Raw genomic sequence first — 16,591 nt, 5'->3', positions numbered from 1 at the left:
AAGGTTACACAACACATTGTTTTTCAAAGCTTTATTCCACCACCAGCTTGCGGGTGCTGCGGCCAGCCGCGCCGTCGGCCTGCACCAGGTAGGTGCCGGGGCACAGGCTGCCGAGGTCCAGCGTGGCGGTGGTGCCGGTGGGGCGCACGGAATACACGGGGCGGCCCAGCAGGTCGCTGAGCGTGAGCAGGCCACCCGGCGCGGGCAGCCGCACAGTGGCCTGCCGGTGGGCGGGGTTGGGAAACAGGTCGAAGGCGAAGGCGGTAGCCGGGCGCGTGGCCGTAGGCACGTAGGCGCGATTTTCGAGGGTCAGAATGCGGTCATCGGTGGCGGCGGGGTTGCCCCGGCCGTCGCGGTTGCTGGTGCCGATGTACACCTTACCGGCCGGCGACACGCAAATGGCCCGCAGCCGGCCAAAGCCGGTGAGGAAATCGGTGCGGCTGGGAATGGTGAGGCCGGCCGCATCCAGCGTCAGCTGGGTGAGCTTGTGGTCTTTGAGCACGGCCAGCAGCAGGCTGCCCCGCCAGCCGGAAATGGCCGGATGGTCGTAGTAGGTGAGGCCGGCCGGGGCAATGGTGGGCGTCCAGACGGTGAGGGGCTCGCGCACGTTGTTGGCGGTGCAGAAGGTGGCTTCGGCGGGCAGGTCGCAGAGGCCCTCCACGTTGGGCCAGCCGTAGTTGCGGCCGGCTTCTATCTTGTTGATTTCATCGTCATTGTTGGGGCCGTGTTCCGAGCTGTAGATGCGGCCATCGGGCAGCCGCACCAGGCCCTGCGGGTTGCGGTGCCCGAGCGTGTAGATGGCGCTGCCGGCCGTGGGGTTGTTAGCCGGAATGGTACCGTCAAAATTCAGCCGCAGAATCTTGCCATTGAGCGAGGCGCGGTTCTGCGCCTCCGAGGCTACCAGCGCATCGCCGGTGGTCATGAGCAGGGTACGGTCGGGCAGCAGCAGCAGGCGCGAGCCGCTGTGATTGGTGGTGGCCACGATGTTGCCGAGCAGCACCACGGGGTTGCTCAGCGCGCCATTGGCGTAGGAATAGCGCACCAGCTTTTCCTTCAGGGTGCCCTGGTCGGTGTAGTTGTACACCACAAATACGCCGTAGGTACCGGCCGGCTGCCCTGTGGGCGTAGCATCGATGGCCATGCCCAGCAGGCCGCTCTCGTTGCTTTCGGTCACGTCGGCAATGGTGAGCAGCGGCAGCACCTGCCCGGTGGCCGGGTTCACGCGGCTGATGCGGCCGCTGCGCTCCGTCACCCAGATGAAATTATCGGGCCCCCACACCAGCTCCCATATAGTGGCTAGGTTGGAGGCCAGGGTCGAGGCCGTGACTGTAGTGGTGCCTACCGCGAAAGTGGTGAGGGCCGGGGCCTGGGCACAGGCGGCGAGCGGCAGCCCCAGGGTGCCCAGGGCCAGCAACGCATTACGTAGAAGTTTCATGGCAATAGGCAGGAGGGGATGAACGGATAAATCGGTTGTTTATCAAAAGATAACGAAACCCGGCCGTAACCGGATGCCGCCGGCCCGGCCCGCAGCCGGATTTTGTAGCTTGCAGCACCATTTACCGACTTCCAGCATGGCCGAATTTTTCACCGCCACCCACCCCACCGGCTACACCCTCAGCACCGACCCCGCCCGGCTCGACCTCGCTGCCATTCACCGCTGGCTGAGCGAAGAATCGTACTGGGCCAAGCACATTCCGCGCGCCACCGTGGAGCGCGCCGTGGCCAACTCGCTCAATTTCGGCCTCTACGCCCCCGATGGCCGTCAGGCCGGTTTCTGCCGCGTGGTGACGGACAGGGCCACGTTTGCCTGGCTCTGCGACGTATTTGTGCTGCCCGAGTTCCGGGGCCACGGCCTCGCCAAGTGGCTGGTGGAGCAGATGCTGGCCCACCCCGAACTGCAAAACCTGCGCCGCCACCTGCTCGCTACCTTCGACGCCCACACCCTCTACCAGCGCTTCGGCTACGAGCCGCTGGACCGGCCGGACAGATGGCTCGAAATCAAGCACCCTAACCCGTACCCGGCACCGTAGCCCGCTATTTCGCCGGGCTGGTCCACTTGCTATCTTCCAACCGGAAGCGCCACGGCAGCCCAGCCGCTTCGGCCCCGGCATAGGCCAAGCCTACCCGAGCACTGGCCACCACAGCAGCAGCGGCCACACTTTCGGCGTGGTCTTCAAACCAGATAATCTCGCCGGTAACCGGCTGGCCGGTGAGGGCGGGCGTGATGCCCAACGCCTGGCTCAGCACGCCCGGGCCGGCGGTGAGGGCGCGCATGGGCTTGGCCAGCCCCCGGCGGCGCAGCATTTCCTCCACGCCAATGAGCGGCTCGATGGCGCGAATGAGCACCGCGTCGGGGTGCTGGGCATCGTGCGTGGCAATGTTGAACAGCGCGTGGCGGTTATAAACGGTGTAGATGTAGGCGTGACCGCCGGGCACGTGCAGGCCCTGCGCCTGGTGGCGCTTGCGCTGCAAGTGCAGCGTGAGGGACTGGTCGCCCTCGTGCCGGTAGGCCTCAGTTTCGACGATGCGGCCGGCCGTCAGCACCCCATCAATGTGGGTGTAGAGGTGCTTGCCCAGCAGGTCGCGGGCAATGGCCATCACATCGGGGCGCTGGAAGAAGGCGGTGGGGAGTTTTTGGGGCATAATGGAGAGTAGTGGCGCGTTACTCTACCCTACTAAAAGTCAGGCAAGGCAAAAAAACGGGGCGGCCCGACCTTTGAGGTTCCTACACGCTCAACTCGTTCCGCCCCATGAAGCAACGCCTCATCGCCAAAATTACGACCGTTTTACAACACCTGCCGGTGGTGCGCAACCTGGCTCGCCAAAAGTTTGTGAGCCAGTTCATTATCGCGCTGATAAAAAGCCGCAACGTCCAATTCTGCGAGGTGGCCCAGCACTTGAACGATGCCGTCAAGTTGGCCTCGAACGAAACCCGGATTCAGGATTTTTTCCGCGAAACGGACCTGAACTATCTGGTGCTGGCGCAGTTAGTGCTGGGCCTGCTGCCGGCCCAGGGCAAGCTGCGCCTGTGCCTGGACCGCACGGAGTGGGATTTCGGCCAGTGCCAGGTCAATATCCTGCTCGTGACCGTGGGTCAGGGCGCGTTTCACGTGCCCCTCTACTGGGAACTGCTCGACAACCGCAGCGGCAATTCCAACGCGGCTGACCGCATCGCCCTGCTCCGGGTCTGCGTCCAGGTGCTGGGCAAAGACCGGATTGGCCTGGTGCTGGGCGACCGCGAATTCGTGGGCCATGCCTGGTTCAAATGGCTCAAGGACAACGGACTGCCTTTTGTTATGCGTCTACCCCGGCACCACCTGCTCACTCACCCGAGTGGCCGCCGGCAAGCCATTACGGACCTGGGCCTGGCCGTCGGACAGACCCGGCGCTTCGCCCAGTGCCAGGTCGACGGGGTCTGGGGACAGGTCTGGGGACAGGTCTGGGTCAAGGCCTTGACGGACGGGGATTTCCTCTTTCTTTTTGGCAACGTGGGCCTGCCGTACATGGGGCAGCTCTACGCCAAGCGCTGGACCATCGAGCAGTGCTTTCAGAACCTCAAAGGTCGGGGCTTCAACCTGGAGGCCAGTCACTTGCGCTGCCACCTGAAGTTGCGCAAGCTCGTGGCCCTGGTCAGTCTGGCGTACGCCTTTTGCCTGGGCGTGGGCACGGTAGCCGACCGGAAAAGCCAGCCCATCGGCCGCAAAAACCACGGCTACCGAGCCATGAGCCTTAGCCGACACGGCTTAAATATCCTGCGCCAGCTCAGCCGCCCCGGTACCGGGGCGGCTGAGAAGCTCGCCCGAATGGTGGAAACAGTATTGCGCTGGTTTTGCTGGCAAATTACTCGATATCAATTCACTAGAAAAATAGTAGGGTAGAGTAGTGGCGCGTACCCGAGTGTAGTGCGAAGCGGCGCTTCGCATTACGGCCTCACCGCAAGCGGTACAGCAGCCCGAGGCTGAACAACCAGGGCCGGGGCTGCCACGGCAGGGCAGCGGTGGGCTGGTCGTTGGTGCGCAGGCTTACGTCGGGGTGGGGCAAATCGATGGCGGCGGCGCTTCGGGTCAGGAAAAAACCGCTTTCCTCGGCCAGCTGCAGACGGGTGCGGGTGCGCAGCGGCAGCAGGTAGCTGGCATCGGCCACCAGTTCCAGCTTGTGGCTGAGCTCCAGGCCCAAACCCAGGCTGGGCTGCAGGGCCTCGGTCACGACTTGCAGCTGGGCGCTGAGCTCATCGGCCCTGAGGTGGGTGCCGGCCACGCGCAGGCCCGCATCGGGGTTGACGAAGGTGCCCAGGTCGCGGCCGGCGGTCTGGCGGGTGTAGGCCAGGCCGGCGCGCCCGTAGAGCGGGCGGTGCCGGGGCAGGAGGTTGCGCTGGTAGCTCAGCCCGGCCGCCCAGCCATCGGCGCGGAACTGCCCGTACAGGCGCTGCGTGGCCAGGCGCACGGCCAGCTCATGGGTTAACTCAAACTGATATTCAAACTGCGAATAAACAGAAAACGACTGCGCTTTCACCGAATTATCAGCCTGAAAACCAAACCCGTACCCATCCGGCGCATACACCACCGCCAGGCCCGCCGCCGCTACCGACAGCGGCCATGCTCCCACCGCGCCGCCGTAGCGAAAGCGGCTCAGAAATTTCCCAAACAGGGTTTGCGGCGCATTTTTAGCCGAAATTGAATCGCCGGCTGCCACCGGCCGAAACAACGAGTCGGCCCGTTGCTGGCGCTGCTGGTCGAGCAGGGTGTGGCGCAGGGTTTCGGGAGGCAGCAGCGTGGTGTGGCCCCGCCAGAAAGCCGAGTCGTAGGCCACGGCATTGCGCAGAAATACGTCGTGGTATTGGGCGCGCTCCAGGTAGCCGGGCCGGGCGGTTTGGGCCGTATCGATGGCCGTGGCCAGGAATTCGCCGAAGTAATTGAGCGGTGGGCCGATGGGCAGGCGGGCCCGGGTTTGCCACCACACGGTTTTGAGATGCCAGCGGCCGGCGTAGGGCTGGTAGGACACGCGCAGGGCACGCGAGTCGGCCACGTTGGGGGAATGCCGGAGGCCGGCGGACGTGTAGCGCCACTCGGCCCCCAGAAAGGCGTAGGAATCCTGGTCGATGTACATCCGGCCCGCAAAATCGGCGCGGCGGTTGGCCGCTTTGGGCGCGAAGGTGACCACGTACACCGGCCGGTCCTGGTAGCTGCTGCCGGGCGCGAGGCGGTAGTCGTAGTCCCGAAAGTGGGCGGGGTCGATAAACTGCGCCCGCCGGTGCACGAAATCCGCCAGGTGCGCAATAAACGGCCCGCCAGCCCAGTCAATTCGCACCAGCTTATCCGAGCGCAAATCGACCCGGCGCGACTGCTGAATCGTGACTTCGCCAGTACTCGTGCGCTGCGCGTACGGCGCTTTGTACACCGTCAGCAGCCCTTCCACCAGGTAGCGCGGCCGCCCCAGGCTGTCATTATCCGACTCCCGGTAGAAGCCCGTGAGCTGCGTGGGCCGCACCGGGTAGTTGCGCGGAATACGCGCCACGGCCTCCCGCACAATGCCCAATACCGAGCCCGTGACCCGCACCTCGCCCAGCGCGGCCGGGCTGATTTTCAGCTCAACAAGCAGCTCCGACCCCGGCAGCGGCGGCAGCACCCGGCAGTAGCTTTGGTAGCCCAGCAGGGCCACCGTCAGCTGTTCCCCGGCGTAGGCTGGCGGGATGCTCAGCGCAAAACGGCCGGCATCGTTGGTGCTGGTTCCGATGCGGTTATCAGCCACACCTACCTGCGCGTTGGGGACGGGCTGGTGGGTTTCGGCATCGAGCACCCGGCCACGCAGCACCATTTGCGCCTGCGCCGAACCGGCCAGCAGCACCAGCCACAGCAATAGAAAATGGCTCTTCAAAACGGGCATGGGCTGGACGCGGTAGAGACGCATGTTTGCGGCTCGCCGTTGAACGGCCAACACCAGAGGCGCAGGCATAATTATTCAACAACGAGACGCAAACATGCGTCTCTACAACGTTTCTGCCGCTACTTCGCCGGCACCTGCTGGCTCAGCAGGTACTCGGCAATCTGCACGGCATTGGTGGCGGCGCCTTTGCGCAGATTATCGGCTACTACCCACATATTGAGGGTTTTGGGCTGAGTTTCGTCGCGGCGCAGGCGGCCCACCAGCACGGCGTCTTTGCCGTGGCTGTCTTTGGGCATGGGATAGGAATTGGTGGCAGGGTCGTCCACCAGCTCTACACCGGCGGTGTTGGCAAGAATTTCGCGCACCTCGGCCATGTCAAACTCCTCGGCAAACTCCACGTTGAGGGATTCCGAATGCCCGCCCATCACGGGAATCCGCACGCAAGTGGCCGTCACGCGGATGCTGTCGTCGCCCATGATTTTCTTGGTCTCGTTCACCATTTTCAGCTCCTCCTTGGTGTAGCCGCTGGGCTCGAACACGTCGATGTGGGGCAGCACGTTCAGGTCGATGGGGTGCGGGTAGGCGGGGTTGCTGGCGGTTTGGCCGGCGCGCTCTTCGAGGAGCTGGTCCACGGCTTTTTTACCGGTGCCGGTCACGCTCTGGTAGGTGCTCACCACGATGCGGCGCACCTTGTATTTCCGGTGCAAGTCATTCAATGCCACCACCATCTGAATGGTTGAGCAGTTGGGATTGGCAATGATTTTATCCTCCGGCGTGAGGGTGTCGGCATTCAGCTCGGGCACCACCAGCTTCTTGGTGGGGTCCATGCGCCAGGCCGAGGAGTTATCGATAACGGTAGTGCCCACGGCGGCAAAGCGCGGCGCATGCTCCTTGCTAACGGAGCCGCCGGCCGAGAAAATGGCAATGTCGGGCCGGGCCGCAATGGCGTCGTCCATGCTCACCACGGAGTATTTTTTGCCCTGAAACTCGATAAACTGGCCCACCGATTTGGCCGAAGCCACGGGCAGCAGCTCGGTGAGGGGAAACTGGCGCTCGGCCAATACTTTCAACAGCTCGGTGCCCACCAGGCCGGTGGCACCCACAACAGCAATTTTCATGGAAAAAGCAGAAAAATAAAAAGGCGCGCCAATGAGCGCACAACTACAAATGTCGCCAGAAATCAATTACTTTAGACGCCGCATCTGCATTTTGCCGGCCTCATCATCTTCTGCACTCCCTTGCTGAAACACCTTTACTTCTTGCTCCTACTGCTGCCCGCTTTCGCCCACGCGCAGCTGGCCGATAATTTCAGCGACGGCAACTTCACCGCCAACCCCACCTGGACCGGCGACGCGGCCAGCTTCCAGGTAAATGCGCAGGTGCTGCAAAGCAACGGCCCGGCCGTCACCACCACGCAGATTGCCCTCAGCACCCCTTGCCAGGCCACTATCGGCACGGTTTGGGAGTTCTGGGCTAATCTGCGGGTAGTCACCACTTCGGGCAATTATGCCGATGTGTGGCTTATCGCCTCGCAGGCCGACCTCAGGGCGACCAGCAACTCCGGCTACTTTGTGCGCCTTGGCGGCACCGGCGGCAAAGTCAGTCTCTTCCGCAAAGACTCCACCCGCACGGCCGTACCGGTCATCGACGGTGCGCTCAACAGCCTGTCTACGACCAACAACCTGGTGCGCGTGCGCGTAACCCGTACCACGGCCAACCAGTGGACCCTGGAGCGCGACCTCATCGGCGGACGCACCTTCGTGGCCGAGGCGGCTCAGCCCTTCGATGCCACCTATCAGCGCAGCGTAGCCGTGGGCGTATTCCTGAATTATTCCTCCACCAACAACCGCAATTTTTACTTCGATGACTTTGTGGTGACCGATGCCACGCCCCCGCTCCTCGCCCGCGCCGTGCCCGCCGATGCCCGGCAGGTAGACGTGGTTTTCAACGAAGCCGTGGCCGCCGCCAGCGCCGGCCTGCCCGCCAACTACCGCCTGCAAAGCGGCGCGGTGCCGGTTTCGGCGCAGCTCTCGGCTACCAACCCGGCCGTGGTGCGCCTGGCCTTCGCCGCCGATTTTGCGGCTCAGGACGTGCTGGAGGCCCGCAACGTGGCCGACCTGTACGGCAACGTGGCGGGCGGGCCGCTCACGGCTGCCTTCACGTCGCTGCCCGCCGCTCCGGCCTTCGGCGACCTGATTATCAGCGAGATTTTTGCCGATGAAACGCCCCAGATAGGCCTGCCGCTCTCCGAATACCTGGAAATTTACAACCGCAGCACCACCAAAACCCTGAGCCTGCGCGGCGTGCGCCTGGGCAAAACCAGCAGCACCACCTTCGCTGCCTTCGCCGATACGGCCAAGCTCCTGCCCGGCCAGTACGCCATTGTGTGCGGCAGCACCCGCATCAGCCAGTTCACGCAGTACGGCAAGGTGTACGGACCCACCAATTTCCCTTCGCTCAACAACGGCGGCGACCAGCTCATCCTGCGTGGGCGCGACGGCCGCACGCTATTTGAGGTGGCATATTCCGACACCTGGTACCGCGACGCGGTGAAAAAGGACGGCGGCTGGAGCCTGGAAATGATTGACACCAACAACTTCTGCGCGGGGGCCGGCAACTGGACGGCCAGCACCAACGCCAGCGGCGGCACCCCCCGCCGCGCCAACTCGGTACGCGCCGCCAATGCCGATGCCCTGGCCCCCACCCTGCTCCGCGCCATCGCCCTGAACGCGAACACCGTGCGGGCCTATTTCTCCGAAAAGCTCGATAGCGCCACCGCCGCCACCGTGGGCCGCTACGCGCTGGCCACGCCGGGCCCGGCCATCACACGGGCCGCGCCCGTGGGGCCCGATTTCCGGCAGGTCGACCTCACGTTGGCCACCGCGCTGCTCCCCAGCCGCCCCAGCGTCCTCACCGTGCAAACGGCCACCGACTGCGTCGGCAATGCCAGCGGCGTGTTGCAGCCCGCCACCTTCGCCCTGCCCGAAACGGCCGTGAGCGGTGAGGTGGTAATAAACGAGCTATTGTTCAACCCTCGCGTGAGCGCGGTGCGGTTTGTGGAAATCATCAACCGCAGCAACAAATTTATCGATTTGCAGGGCTGGCAAATCGGGAGCGTGAAACCGGATGGTACCGCCAGTACCACCGTGCTCAGCACCGGGCCGCTGGTGCTGGCACCGGGACAGCTGCTGGCGTTCAGTAGCAGCCTGGCCATCATCATCACGCAGTACCCCACCAGCAGCGACGCGGCCAATCTGGTTCAGACGGCCAGCCTGCCCACCTTTGCTGATGTGGGCACGGCATTTTTGGCCGACGGCAAAGGTTTCGAAATCGACCGGTTTGTGTATAGCAAAGCGCTGCATCTGAGCCTACTGGCCACCCAGGATGGCGTGTCGCTGGAGCGCATTCGCACCAATGGGCCTACGCTGGGCAGCAACTTCCATTCGGCGGCCAGCGCGGCGGGCTATGCCACGCCCGGCCGGCCCAACTCGCAGGCCCAGGACGAAGCCGGCGGCGACCAGGAGCTAACCATAACGCCCGAAGTCTTCACCCCCGACGACGACGGCCAGCAGGATTTTGCCATCCTCAACTACCACCTCGACGCCCCCGGCTACGCCGCCAGCGTAACGGTGTACGACGCCCTGGGCCGCCTCACCCGCCACCTCACCCGCAACGAAACCCTGCCCACCAACGGCTTCATTCAGTGGGACGGCATTGACGAGAAAGGCCACAAGGCGGCCGTGGGGTACTATATTCTCTTGGTCGAGCTCTTCCGCCCCACCAGTGGCGAGAAGCGCGAATACAAGAAAACGGTGGTGCTGGGCGCACGGTTTTAAGCCGGATGCCTAAGTAGTCAGTCATCAACAATCGGTAGTCAGACAGGAATCAATAGACTGGTTTTTAGATAGATGGAGTCTGATTACTGACTACTTATTACTGACTACCTGCTTGGAAGCCTCTAAACAGCAGCCTACCACTTCCGAAATTCCAGCTGCTTGTTCACGTAGTCAATCGTGGTGCGGTACTGGCTGAGCAGCGGGTAGCCCAGCAAGCCCTGCAAGGGCGTTTTATCGGGGTTTTGGTTGAACTGAGATATGTCGGAGAATACGGTTTGCTGGTTGCGGAAGGGCAGCGGGCCGGCTAGGCGCACATCGGCCAGCTGGCCGCTGGTCACGGTGCGCAGCGCGCCATCGCCGCCGTGCAGGGTGCTTTTTCCGGCTTGCGCAGCTTATTGGCAAAAGCAGCTTCGAACTGCTGGTCGAGCAGGTTGTTCTGCGCCCCGCAGTCGATTCCCATCTGAAAGGTCTGGCCGTTGGCCGTCATGGCCACCACGGGCAGGTGGCCCCGTAGCGTGAAGGGCACGCGCATGAGCGGCGCGGGCAGGGCATCGGGGGTGGCGGGCTTGCGCAGCAGCACCTTTTGGGCGCGGTAGTCCAGGGTCAGGGCGTACGGATTCAGCAGGTTGAAGCCGATGATGCCCAGCAGCTCCACGCCGGTCTGCTGTTCGAGGCCGGTCAGGTCGAGCGTGGCTAAGTCTTTGTTTTCGAAGCGAATACCACTCCAGTCAAACGTTTTGGTGAGGTGGTACGACATACCGCTCACGGCCCCGTTCACGCCCTTGGCCCCGTTCACAGCAAGCGTGGTTTCGGTAGCGGCCGGCGGAAACGTCTTTTTATTCAGCATAAGGGCCGGCGCCCCCGAATCGAGAAAAAACCAGCCCCGGCAGCCATTGGCCTCGGCTTCCACCAGCAGCAGGTCGTGGCTGATGCGCACGGGTACGTCGAGGCTGGGCGGCGTGGTCAGGTCTTCGGGCTTGAAGGCAGTATCAATCTTTTTCAGACTGGCCTGGGCCAGGTTCAGCTCGGCAAACGTGCCGGCGGGCGTCAGCAGGAAATCGTATTCCTTATCGGCCCCCTTGCGGGTAATGGCGCATATGTAGCGCGTGTTGGCCCCTTCGGCGGTCTGGCGCACCACCCGGAAACCTTCGAGAGGCCCAAACTGCGGGATGAGCTGGGCCAGCACCCGCGCCGTGTAGGCCGGCGGCAGGCTGCCGAGGCGGGTTTCGGGCGTGAGGTAGGGCTGCAGGGGCTCCACCGATTTGGCATTGATGGCGGCCACCAGCTGGTCGAGGGGCGCCACGCCAGTAGCCACCTGGGCCAGCGCGGCAGCCAGAAAGCATAGATAGAAGCAGCCGGTCAGGAAAAGTTTTTTCATCGGGAATACCTGTTTTGGGCAACACCGTTGGGACGCAATAGCTGCCAGTAGCGCGTGCTAATGACCAGCCTACCGCCGCCGGAGTTGCGCCGGCAAGTGCCGGGCCGGCTTAAACCCCGTGCCCGGCCCGGCGTCTTACCGGTATGAACAGCACCCAGCAATTGCAGCATCTCTACTGGCGCGCCGGCTTCGGCCCGCGCCCGCAGGACGTGGCCGCCGGCCTCAGTCCGCGCAAAGCCCTGCGCCAGCTGCTTCTCGATTCGGAGCACTACGAGCCCCTCGCCGGCCCCACCCTGAGCTACACCAACCCGCAGGGCATGGTGATGACCGACCCGGCCTCGACCAAAAACAACCCCGTGCCTAACGGCATGGTAATCAAGCCTGACCTGCCCGCGCCCCCCGGTGCGCCGGCAACGCCCGTGGCCCTCATGCGGCCCCGCGCGGCCTTCAAGGGCGGCACCATTGCGGCCGGCGTGCCCCGCCTGCGCCGCGCCGACCTCACGCCCGCCCAGCGCAAGATGCAGAACGAAGGCATTCGCGATGCTTTTAATAACATGAGCACGGCCTGGATGGAGCGCATGGCCAGCTCGCCGGCGCAGCTGCGCGAGAAAATGACGCTGTTCTGGCACGGGCATTTTGCCTGCCGCGTGCGCCAGCCCGATGCCGCGCTCAGCCTGCACAACACCACCCGGCAGTACGCCCTGGGGAAATTCCCCGACCTGCTGCTGGCCGTGAGCCGGGAGCCGGCCATGCTCCAGTTCCTCAACAACCAGCAAAACCGCAAGGAGCATCCCAACGAAAACTTCGCCCGCGAGGTGATGGAGCTGTTCACCCTCGGGCACGGCAACTACACCGAAACCGACGTGAAAGAGGCCGCCCGCGCCTTTACCGGCTGGGGCTACGACAGGCAGGGCAACTTCCGGTTTCAGCAGCGGGAGCACGATGCCGGCCCCAAAACCTTCCTGGGCAAAACCGGCAACCTGACCGGCGAGGACGTGCTAACGCACATTCTGGCCCAGCCCGCCGCCGCTACGTTCCTGACCACCAAGCTCTACCGTTTCTTCGTGAACGACGTGCCCAACCCGGCGCACATCGAGCCGCTGGCCGTGGCCTTCCGCAAAAGCGGCTACGACATTGCCGACCTTATGGAGCGCCTGTTTTCGGCCGACTGGTTCTACGAACCGGCCAATATGGGCACCCACATCAAGAGCCCGGTGGAGCTGCTGGCCGGCATTCGCCGCACCCTGAACGTGAAGGTGGACAACGCGCAGCCGCTGCTGGGCTACCAGCGCGCCCTGGGCCAAAACCTGTTTCAGCCGCCCAACGTGGCCGGCTGGCCCGGCGGCCGCAACTGGATTGATTCGTCGTCGCTGCTGCTGCGCCTGCAGCTGCCGGCCATCCTGTTCAAAAACGCCGAGTTTGCCGTGGCCCTGAAGCAGGACGAAAACGATATCGCCCCGAACCAGACCAAGGCCGAGCGCACCGTGCGGCCCGGCGCGGGTGCCCACCTGCCCCTGGGTCCGCTCCAGCTGCTGCTGGGGGCTACGCCTACTGCACAGCAGCCCGAGAAGCTCAGCGGCTTCCTGCTCCAGGCCAGCATTCGGCCCGAAAACCTGCAATTGGTGCAACAGGCCGCCCAGCAAAAAGAGCCGACCGAGGCACTGCGCGCCACCTTAATGAACCTGCTGAGCCTGCCCGAATACCAGCTGGCGTAAGGTGAAACTTCCCTCCTTTTTTAAGGAGGGGGTGTTCGAGCCGCAGGCTCGGACGGGGGTGGTAAAGTCGTTGAACGATGGGCGAACAGTTCGGCCGCGAGTCGTTCAACGACTTCAACCACCCCAGTTTCAGCTTCGCTGAAACGTCCCCTCCTTTTTTAAGGAGGGGAGTTTGATGTTCTCTCAACCCTTACCAATAGAGCTATGGCTTCCACCCGCCGCGAATTCCTCCGCACATCCGCTTTAGCCAGCACCTTGCTGCTGATACCCAAGTTCCTGCACGCCCTGGACCGGGGGCCAGGCCTTGCCGGCCTGCGCGATGCCACCGGGGCGCGCCGCCTCATCGTGGTGCAGCTCGGCGGGGGCAATGATGGGCTGAATACCGTCATCCCCTACCGCAACGAACTGTATTACAAGGCCCGGCCCACGCTGGGCATCAAAGAAGCCGAGGGGATTCTGGCGCTGGATAAAGACCTGGGCCTGCACCCGGCCCTGAAAGGCCTGAAAGGCCTGTACGACCAGGGCCAACTGGCCGTGCTGAACTCGGTGGGCTACCCCAACCCCGACCGCTCGCACTTCCGCTCGATGGACATCTGGCAATCGGGCTCGGGCTCCGACCAGGTGGTGAGCACCGGCTGGCTGGGCCGCTACCTCGACTCCAACTGCCCCGACTGCCAGCGGCCCTACAACGCCCTCGAAATCGACGACACGCTGAGCCTCGCCCTAAAAGGCGGCCAGCGCAAGGGCCTGGCCCTGAAAAACCCGGATAAATTCCACCAAATCAGTCAGAACCGCTTGCTGGCCAAGGTGAGCAAGGAAACCGCGCCCGCCCACCAGGAGCAGGTTGATTACCTGTATAAGACGCTGGCCGAAACGGCGTCCTCAGCCGATTACCTGTACGACAAGTCCAAAATCTACAAATCGGCCGTGACGTACCCGAACTCCGACTTCGGCAAAAACCTGAAAACCACCGCCGAGCTCATCAACTCCGGCGTCGAATCGCGGGTGTACTACCTGGCCCTGAACGGTTTTGATACCCATGTTCGCCAGCACGAGCAGCAGCAGCGCCTCTTCACCGACCTCGGCAACGGCCTCGCTGCCCTGGCCGACGACCTGCGCCAGCACGACCAGTGGAACAACACGTTGGTGCTGGTATTCAGTGAGTTTGGCCGGCGCGTGGGCCAGAACGCCAGCAACGGCACCGACCACGGTACAGCCAACAACGTGTTCCTGGCCGGCGGCGCCCTCCAGAAAAAAGGCGTAGTAAACGCCGCTCCCGACCTCGTGAACCTCGACCAGGGCGACCTGCGCCACCAGGTCGATTTCCGCAGCATCTACGCCAGCATCCTCAAAGACTGGCTCGGGGCCGACGACACGGCCATTCTCGGCAAGGGCTTCGAGCGAACGTCTTTCATTTAACATTTAACAGCCGTTTCATCTGCCCGAATTGAGGAGGTAGAACGGCTGTTAAATGTTGGAGTTGTTTAGAAAGTCACAAAAGGTACTCAAACGGTCATGCTTCGCTGCGCGCTGCATGACCGTTTGGGGATTTTCTAAACAGCTTCAATAAGAGAACGGTGATTTTCCAAGCCGTATTTAGCACCAGAAACGGGGGCTGCTCAAAGAATCCAAGGATACGGGCTTGGCTAAACCAAAAAGACCATTCAGGCGTCAAAATCGGCTAAAATCTTTGACTACTTCTTATTCGGGAACAAGTCTTTTTACTAAAACCAGCAGGATACGGGGCCTGTCCCCACCCGCCGTTGCATGATGGCCCGGCTTTCTTTCAACGACGGGCGGGGGCAAGCCCCGCACCCTACTTCGCGCCGGGCATATCGGTGCTGATACGCTTGCAAAAGGTGGCGCAGCCTTCTGTAGCCTACCGCCCAAACACGGCCGCTGCCAGCGCCAGCACGGCCCGGCGCGTGGCCTCGGGCTGCTCCAGGTACGAGAGGTGCCCGCTGCCTTCCAGAAACAGCGCCGCGCCAACCGGCGGCAGGGCTGCCTGCCGCACAGCATCGTCGAAATGCACAGCCACGTCGTGCTTGCCGGCCACCAGCAGCACTGGAAAGGGGGCTTTGGCCAGCACCTGAGTGCGCTCGGGGCGGACGGCCATGCCGCGCAATGCGCCGGTGATGGTGGTTTCAGGAGTGGCCTTGCCAATTTCCTCGAGCAGGCCGCGGGCGTCGGTCAGCTTGTCGCGGTTGGAGGGCGCGAAAAGCGGGCGCACGAACGATTCCATGAACTTGCCCACCCCGTGGCGCTCCACGAAGCTGATGTTCTTCTCGCGGTTCTGGCGCTTCTCGTCGGTATCGGGCAGGGCCGTGGAGTTGATGAGGGCCAGGCCGGCCACGCGCTGGGGCCAGCGCTCGGCCAGGGCCAGGGCCACGTAGCCGCCCATGCTGTGGCACACCAGCAAGACCGGGTCGGGGCAGCCTTTCTGGTTAAGGTAGTCGATGACATAGCGGGCCTGCGCTTCCATCGAAAAATCGGGCACGGGGGCCAGATTGGTGCCGTGGCCCAGCAGGTTGGGCACCAGCAGGCGGTAGCCGTCGGGGAAGGCGCGGGTGAAGTCGGTCCACACCTCCCGGCTTTCGGCAAAGCCATGGAGGAAAACAATGGTGGGCGGGGTGGAGGCGGGAGTCATACGGGCAAAAGTAACGTTCCGGCCTTTTCGCCTCTACAATTTATTTTGCACCCTGTTCTGCCTGCCGCACCGACGACTCCCGCACGAACAGCTGCGGCTGCAACACCACCTGCCGCTGCGAAAACGCCGTGCCGTCGGCCGCTACCAAATCGGTGAAGAGGCGAAAAGCCGCCTGGCCCATTTCCTCGCAGCGCTGGTCCACGGAGGTGAGGTTAGGCTCGGCCACCATGGTCAGGTCCTCGTTGCTGAAGCCGGCCAGGGCCACATCCTGCGGCACGCGCAGGCCCCGACTTTTCAGCACCTGGAGGGCGCCGAGAATGGCCGAGTCGCCGGCCGCAAACACGGCATCCGGGGGGGTGGGCAGGGCCAGGAGCGTCTGCATGCACGCCCGGCCGCCTTCCAGCGTCATGTCGCAGTCGATAATCAGGCTTTCATCTGCGGCAAGGCCGTGGCTTTGCAGGGCGTTGAGGTAGCCTTGGCGGCGGTTGCGGTAAATATTGATGTGCTGCGGGCCGGCCAGGTGCGCTACGCGGCGGCAGCCCTGCTCCAGCAGGTGGCGGGTGGCCTGGAGGGCGCCATCCTGGTCGTTGAGCACCACGGCATTCACGTTTTCTCCCTCCAGCAGGCGGTCGAAGAACACCAGCGGCACCCCGCGCCTGAGCACTTTATCAAAATGCCGCAAATCGAGCGTGGTGCGCGAAACCGACACCAGAATACCCGCCACCTGCGCGCTGAGCAGCGTTTCGAGGTTCTTGCGCTCCTGGGCCACGTCTTCACTCGACTGGCAGATGATAACGCTATAGCCGGCCTTGCTGGCCACCGTTTCGATGCCGTGCACCACCGAGGCAAAGAAGCGCCCCTCGATGTGGGGCACAATCACGCCGAGCAGCGTACTGGTGCCCTTGCGCAGCGACGAGGCCATGCGGTTGGGCTGGTAGTTCAGCTTTTTGGCCAGCTTAAGCACGGCCTGCTTGGTGGCCGGCCCAATACTATGATGGTCACTCAGCGCCCGCGAAATCGTGGTCATCGACACGCCCAGCTCCCGGGCCAAATCGGCCATGGAAACCGAGCTGTGGCCTGCGTCAGATGGTTTGGCAGAAGGGCGGCGTCCAGCCATTTTAATGATGCGATA

The 16,591-nt window shown here is 63.5% G+C and carries 13 protein-coding genes; 5 read left to right on the top strand and 8 right to left on the bottom strand.

Translation table 11 applies throughout. The features are described from left to right. Nucleotides 1-31: 31 nt before the first annotated feature. Entirely contained in the window at nt 32-1,435 is a 1,404-nt protein-coding gene (locus tag KQ661_RS03900; RefSeq protein WP_216685708.1) for a PQQ-dependent sugar dehydrogenase, read from the bottom strand. A gap of 136 nt (nt 1,436-1,571) precedes the next feature. Between KQ661_RS03900 and KQ661_RS03895 the strand changes: the two genes are divergently transcribed. Beyond that, nucleotides 1,572-2,030, top strand: coding sequence for a GNAT family N-acetyltransferase (locus KQ661_RS03895; RefSeq protein WP_216685707.1), 459 nt, complete (start codon nt 1,572-1,574; stop codon nt 2,028-2,030). 4 nt (nt 2,031-2,034) lie between these two features. Here KQ661_RS03895 and KQ661_RS03890 read toward each other — a convergent pair whose 3' ends face one another. Beyond that, a complete protein-coding gene (locus KQ661_RS03890) occupies nt 2,035-2,643 on the bottom strand; it encodes a DNA-3-methyladenine glycosylase (RefSeq protein ID WP_216685706.1) in 609 nt (202 codons plus the stop codon). Between the two features lie 107 nt (nt 2,644-2,750). Here KQ661_RS03890 and KQ661_RS03885 point away from each other — a divergent pair, with 107 nt between their 5' ends. Beyond that, the gene (locus KQ661_RS03885; protein WP_216685694.1) at nt 2,751-3,878 is read left to right on the top strand and encodes an IS4 family transposase; all 1,128 of its coding nucleotides are present in this window, start codon (nt 2,751-2,753) and stop codon (nt 3,876-3,878) included. A gap of 52 nt (nt 3,879-3,930) precedes the next feature. Here the strand turns inward: KQ661_RS03885 and KQ661_RS03880 are convergent, their stop codons facing one another. Both KQ661_RS03880 and KQ661_RS03875 read right to left on the bottom strand, forming a co-directional pair. Continuing rightward, complete coding sequence (locus KQ661_RS03880) at nt 3,931-5,907, bottom strand: carboxypeptidase-like regulatory domain-containing protein (RefSeq protein ID WP_216685705.1); 1,977 nt, start codon at nt 5,905-5,907, stop codon at nt 3,931-3,933. Between the two features lie 95 nt (nt 5,908-6,002). Next, nucleotides 6,003-7,001: an aspartate-semialdehyde dehydrogenase gene (locus KQ661_RS03875; protein ID WP_216679441.1), complete on the bottom strand. Its 999-nt coding sequence runs from the start codon at nt 6,999-7,001 to the stop codon at nt 6,003-6,005. Nucleotides 7,002-7,121: 120 nt separating this feature from the next. Here KQ661_RS03875 and KQ661_RS03870 point away from each other — a divergent pair, with 120 nt between their 5' ends. Then, nucleotides 7,122-9,719: a lamin tail domain-containing protein gene (locus KQ661_RS03870; protein ID WP_216685704.1), complete on the top strand. Its 2,598-nt coding sequence runs from the start codon at nt 7,122-7,124 to the stop codon at nt 9,717-9,719. Between the two features lie 134 nt (nt 9,720-9,853). On the opposite strand, the gene KQ661_RS03865 is transcribed toward KQ661_RS03870, so the two are convergent. Both KQ661_RS03865 and KQ661_RS03860 read right to left on the bottom strand, forming a co-directional pair. Then, the gene (locus KQ661_RS03865; RefSeq protein ID WP_216679439.1) at nt 9,854-10,057 is read right to left on the bottom strand and encodes a hypothetical protein; all 204 of its coding nucleotides are present in this window, start codon (nt 10,055-10,057) and stop codon (nt 9,854-9,856) included. After that, nucleotides 10,054-11,097, bottom strand: coding sequence for a retropepsin-like aspartic protease (locus KQ661_RS03860; RefSeq protein ID WP_216685703.1), 1,044 nt, complete (start codon nt 11,095-11,097; stop codon nt 10,054-10,056). The genes KQ661_RS03865 and KQ661_RS03860 overlap by 4 nt, the downstream gene beginning before the upstream one ends. Nucleotides 11,098-11,240: 143 nt before the next feature. On the opposite strand from KQ661_RS03860, the gene KQ661_RS03855 reads away from it, so the two are divergent. Together KQ661_RS03855 and KQ661_RS03850 are read left to right on the top strand one after the other, a co-directional pair. Then, complete coding sequence (locus tag KQ661_RS03855) at nt 11,241-12,812, top strand: DUF1800 domain-containing protein (protein WP_216685702.1); 1,572 nt, start codon at nt 11,241-11,243, stop codon at nt 12,810-12,812. Between the two features lie 204 nt (nt 12,813-13,016). Continuing rightward, nucleotides 13,017-14,231: a DUF1501 domain-containing protein gene (locus KQ661_RS03850; protein ID WP_216679436.1), complete on the top strand. Its 1,215-nt coding sequence runs from the start codon at nt 13,017-13,019 to the stop codon at nt 14,229-14,231. 460 nt (nt 14,232-14,691) lie between these two features. Here the strand turns inward: KQ661_RS03850 and KQ661_RS03845 are convergent, their stop codons facing one another. Together KQ661_RS03845 and KQ661_RS03840 are read right to left on the bottom strand one after the other, a co-directional pair. Then, on the bottom strand, nt 14,692-15,459 hold the full coding sequence (locus KQ661_RS03845; RefSeq protein ID WP_216685701.1) for an alpha/beta fold hydrolase: 768 nt from the start codon (nt 15,457-15,459) through the stop codon (nt 14,692-14,694). 40 nt (nt 15,460-15,499) lie between these two features. Beyond that, nucleotides 15,500-16,519 (bottom strand): LacI family DNA-binding transcriptional regulator, encoded by a 1,020-nt coding sequence (locus KQ661_RS03840; protein ID WP_216685700.1) that lies wholly within the window; start codon nt 16,517-16,519, stop codon nt 15,500-15,502. Nucleotides 16,520-16,591: the final 72 nt, after the last annotated feature.

The sequence above is a fragment of the Hymenobacter siberiensis genome (assembly GCF_018967845.1).
GTDB classification, from domain to species: domain Bacteria; phylum Bacteroidota; class Bacteroidia; order Cytophagales; family Hymenobacteraceae; genus Hymenobacter; species Hymenobacter siberiensis.
Note: the sequence above shows the minus strand (reverse complement) of the source record. Positions and strands in the feature narration are given on the sequence as shown.